At 48.0% G+C, this 569-nt stretch carries 1 protein-coding gene; it reads left to right on the top strand.

What is annotated here, in order from left to right; genetic code table 11:
• Positions 1-569: MutS-related protein (locus tag R7Q46_RS29055; RefSeq protein ID WP_411978792.1), on the top strand; the 569-nt coding region annotated here is incomplete at both ends.

The following is a 569-nucleotide window of genomic DNA, read 5'->3' as shown; positions in this document are numbered from 1 at the left end:
CAGCACAAATTGGCTCATTGGATCGCATCTTTACTCGTATCGGTGCTTCAGATGACTTGGCATCAGGTCGTTCAACCTTCATGGTAGAGATGACAGAAACGGCCAACATTCTCCACAACGCAACCAAGAACAGCTTGGTGTTAATGGATGAGATCGGTCGCGGTACCAGTACTTACGATGGTCTTTCATTGGCATGGGCAAGTGCCGAATGGCTTGCAACACAAATTGGCGCGATGACACTTTTCGCTACGCACTATTTTGAACTAACCGAATTACCGAACTTGCTACCAAACTTAGCGAATGTTCACCTAGATGCGGTAGAACATGGCGACAGCATTGCTTTCATGCACGCAGTTCAAGAAGGCGCCGCAAGCAAATCATACGGCTTGGCGGTTGCGGGCTTAGCTGGCGTACCTAAAACGGTCATCAAAAATGCTCGTACTAAACTGTCTCAACTAGAGCAACTCGGTCAAGCTAGCGACTCGCCTCGTCCAAGCACTGTGGATGTAGCAAATCAGCTCAGCTTAATCCCTGAACCTAGCGAAATTGAACAAGCGTTATCAAACATC

It is taken from the genome of Vibrio sp. 811, from assembly GCF_033339195.1.
Note: the sequence above shows the minus strand (reverse complement) of the source record. Positions and strands in the feature narration are given on the sequence as shown.